Below are 3,780 nucleotides of genomic sequence, written 5' to 3'. Positions count from 1 at the left end.
TCTTTGAAATGTTGATTTTTGTAACGATAAAATGATCTTTTGAATTTTATAAGCAATACTTAATGAGAATAGAATTTTGATAACGCTTAACAGAACGCATTTATCCCAAACGCTCAAAGCGTTTAGGATTTCTGCTTAAAGGGTTTGAAGCTTTGATAGAGAAAGCGGTGCGGTTTAAGCTTTATTTCTCATTTTCGCCATGATCATTGTGATCGTGGTCTTTTTTGCCTTGTTCTTTGTCATGCCCTTTTGCTTTATTTTGACCATCGTGTTTGTGGTGTTTATGGTGTTTGTGCATTTTCCCATGCTTGCATGATCTCAACCCAAAATCATCATCCATGTCTTCCATGTTACCTTTTTTAAGCGCTTCTTTAACGGCTTTTTGGCGGGCTTCAAAATCCGCCACGGTCATGCTGTCTGTGTTTTTAATCGCGTATTCATGCAACTGCTTATGGAACGCCTTTCTCTTGTCTTCAGGCATTTTTTTCATGCGCATTTTCAACTCTTTTGTGTAATCCACAATATCCTGCGGAGCGACAATGCCAGCCATTTTAGCCAAATCCTCATCGCTTGTTTTGCTGAAATCTTTGGCGTTCAAAGCCATAAATAACAACGCACTAACAGAAAGTATTTTCAACGCTTTTTTCATTTTTTATCCTTTTAAATTAAATTTTATCTCACTTAGGAGAGCAATGTTCGTCTTTTTTCTTAACAGCCCTACACCAAACTTTTCTCGTATCGCCGCTGCAAACGCTCACATTAAGTCCTTTTGCCTTGATTTCTTCATCGCTCAAACCTTTGGTTTTTTCTTCTAATTCTTTACGCACCTCTTCACGCATTTTTTTGAAATCCTCTTCGCTCATTTTGGAAAGATTTTTCCTAGCGATTCGGCTGAAATTCGCGCGGAATTTCTTAGCGTCCTCAGCGTTTAAGGCTTTAAGGCGTTTAGACACTTCCATGCGATAATCAATCGCTTCATTAGAAGGCAGAGTGCCTGCTAATTTTAAAAGTTCTTCGTTTTTGAGTTGCGAAAAATCCCTAGCGCCTAAAACCTGTAATCCAAGCAAAGCTAACAGGCAAAAAGCCAAACTCCTTCTCATTCCCAATTCCTTGTTGTCCAAATTTTTGCCGCATAACGACAGCAAATTTTGGCATTTTACCATGTTATTTTTAACTTATTCTCAAACGCCACTAAGATCGGTAAAAATGGGGCTTTTAAATTTTGCGCAAGCCATTGTGCCATTTAACTTTTATTTATAAAGGTCGTTTTAAACCCTAAAATTTTAAAATACCATTTTGAATGATTGGTTTGTATGGTGTTGGTAGTTTTTGGCTTATTTTGAGTGAAAGGATTTAAGCGAGATGTTTGTGGTTTTTATAGAAGGTTTTGGTTTAGCGATTTCTTTGTGCGCGGCTGTGGGGGCGCAATCCTTGTTTATTATAGAGCGAGGCATGGCTAGGAATTATGTGTTTTTGATTTGCGCTCTGTGTTTTATGTGCGATATTGTGTTGATGAGCATGGGCGTGTTTGGCGTGGGGGCTTATTTCGCTAAAAATCTTTATTTGAGTTTGTTTTTGAATTTATTTGGAGCGGTTTTTACCGGATTTTACGCTTTTTTAGCTTTAAAAACGCTTTTTCAAACCTTTAAAAAGAAGCAAGTCCAAACCCCCAAAAAACTATCCTTAAAAAAGACCTTATTATTCACTTTAGGCGTTACCTTACTCAACCCTCAAGTGTATTTGGAAATGGTGTTTTTAATTGGCGCGAGCGCTTTGTCTTTTAATTTAGTGCAAAAATTTGTCTTTTTAGCCGGCACTTTATCGGCTGCCCTTTCTTGGCTTTTATTGTTATGCGCTTTATCGTTGCGTTATGGCCCTAAACTTTTAAACAACCAAAAAATCTTTATGGGCGTGAATCTCTTTGTAACCGCTATCATGGGAACGCTTAGCGTTACTTTATTTAGGGATTTTTTAGCGTTATTGAGTAAAACCTAAAAAGGGGCTAGTTTTAAGTCATTTTGCATTACAATACCCCTAAATGAGTTTTAAGGATTATAATCAATATGCAAGTTTTAGCGTTAAAATACCGCCCCAAACATTTTAGCGAGCTAGTCGGTCAAGAGAGCGTGGCTAAAACGCTTTCTTTAGCCCTAGACAACCAGCGTTTGGCTAACGCTTATTTATTCAGCGGGTTAAGAGGTTCAGGGAAAACCAGTTCTTCTAGGATTTTTGCTAGGGCTTTAATGTGCGAAACAGGGCCAAAGGCTGTGCCTTGCGATACTTGCATTCAATGCCAGAGCGCTTTAAACAACCACCATATAGATATTATAGAAATGGATGGGGCTTCTAATAGGGGGATTGATGATGTCCGTAATCTCATAGAGCAAACGCGCTACAAACCAAGCTTTGGGCGCTATAAAATCTTTATCATTGATGAAGTGCATATGTTCACCACCGAAGCGTTTAACGCGCTTTTAAAGACTTTAGAAGAGCCTCCTAGCCATGTGAAATTCCTTTTAGCGACAACGGACGCCTTGAAATTGCCCGCTACCATACTCAGCCGCACCCAGCATTTCAGGTTTAAAAAAATCCCTGAAAATTCCGTTATTTCTCATTTAAAAACCATTTTAGAAAAAGAACAAGTGAGTTATGAAACAAGCGCGTTAGAAAAACTGGCTCACAGCGGGCAAGGGAGCTTGAGGGATACGATCACTCTTTTAGAGCAAGCCATCAATTATTGCGATAACGCTATCACAGAAAGCAAAGTGGCTGAAATGTTAGGAGCGATTGATCGGAGCGTTTTAGAAGATTTTTTTCAAAGCCTAATCAACCAAGATGAAGCGCGATTGCAAGAGCGTTATGCCATTTTAGAAAATTATGAAACCGAGAGCGTTTTAGAAGAAATGATGCTTTTTTTGAAAGCGAAATTATTAAGCCCTGATGCTTATTCCATTCTTTTAATAGAGCGCTTTTTTAAAATCATTATGAGCAGTTTGAGCCTTTTGAAAGAAGGGGCAAATGCTAGTTTTGTGCTGTTGTTATTGAAAATGAAATTCAAAGAAGCTTTGAAACTCAAAGCCCTAGACGATGCGATTTTGGAATTAGAGCAAAATAAAGAAAGTGCTTTTTGGCCCTTAAACCAAAACCCTAACGCTCCTAAACAAGAACCTAAAAGCACAGAAAAAAGAGAAAATACAGAAAAAAAAGAAAGCGCAGAAACCCCACAAACGCCCATGCTTTCAGCTAAAGATCGCATTTTTCACAACCTTTTCAAACAGGTTCAAACACTGGTTTATGAGCGCAACTACGAATTAGGGGCGGTGTTTGAAAAAAATATCCGTTTTGTGGATTTTGACAGCCAGACTAAAACCTTGACTTGGGAGTCTTTAGCCACCAATAAAGATAAAGAGCTTTTAAGAGAGCGTTTTAAAATCGTGAAAAGCATCGTTGATGGGGTTTTTGGCAAGGGTGAAAGTATCAAAATCGCTTTAAAAAATCATTCAGAAAATAAAAGCGCTTTAGAAGTGGTTAAAGAGTCTAAATTCCCTTATTCAAAGCCCAAACCAACCACCGAAACGACCGCTGAACTGAAAGAAAAAGAAACTAAAGAAAAAGAAACTAAAGAGGTTAAAGAAACCCAATCAAAAGAAGCCCCTACAGCCTTGCAAGAATTTATGGCTAATCATTCCAATCTTATTGAAGAGATTAAGAGCGAGTTTGAAATCAAAAGCGTGGAATTGTTATGAGAGCGCATTTAGACGAGTTAGACAAAGTGGCAGC

General features: G+C 38.2%; 4 protein-coding genes. 2 read left to right on the top strand and 2 right to left on the bottom strand.

What is annotated here, in order from left to right:
• Positions 1 to 181: 181 nt before the first annotated feature.
• Positions 182 to 649 (bottom strand): sialic acid-binding protein, encoded by a 468-nt coding sequence (locus tag DV63_RS16045; protein ID WP_000709587.1) that lies wholly within the window; start codon positions 647 to 649, stop codon positions 182 to 184.
• Positions 650 to 677: 28 nt separating this feature from the next.
• Positions 678 to 1,100 carry a DUF1104 domain-containing protein gene (locus tag DV63_RS16040; RefSeq protein ID WP_001254636.1) on the bottom strand — a complete coding sequence of 141 codons (423 nt, stop codon included), beginning with the start codon at positions 1,098 to 1,100 and terminating at the stop codon, positions 678 to 680.
• Between the two features lie 262 nt (positions 1,101 to 1,362).
• Between DV63_RS16040 and DV63_RS16035 the strand changes: the two genes are divergently transcribed.
• Positions 1,363 to 1,995: a LysE family transporter gene (locus DV63_RS16035; RefSeq protein WP_000498351.1), complete on the top strand. Its 633-nt coding sequence runs from the start codon at positions 1,363 to 1,365 to the stop codon at positions 1,993 to 1,995.
• A gap of 68 nt (positions 1,996 to 2,063) precedes the next feature.
• The gene (locus tag DV63_RS16030) at positions 2,064 to 3,746 is read left to right on the top strand and encodes a DNA polymerase III subunit gamma/tau (protein WP_001197575.1); all 1,683 of its coding nucleotides are present in this window, start codon (positions 2,064 to 2,066) and stop codon (positions 3,744 to 3,746) included.
• Positions 3,747 to 3,780: the final 34 nt, after the last annotated feature.

It is taken from the genome of Helicobacter pylori FD535 (assembly GCF_000296015.2).
In the GTDB taxonomy this organism is placed as follows: Bacteria; Campylobacterota; Campylobacteria; order Campylobacterales; family Helicobacteraceae; genus Helicobacter; species Helicobacter pylori_CT.
This window is presented reverse-complemented; position numbering and strand designations above follow the sequence as displayed.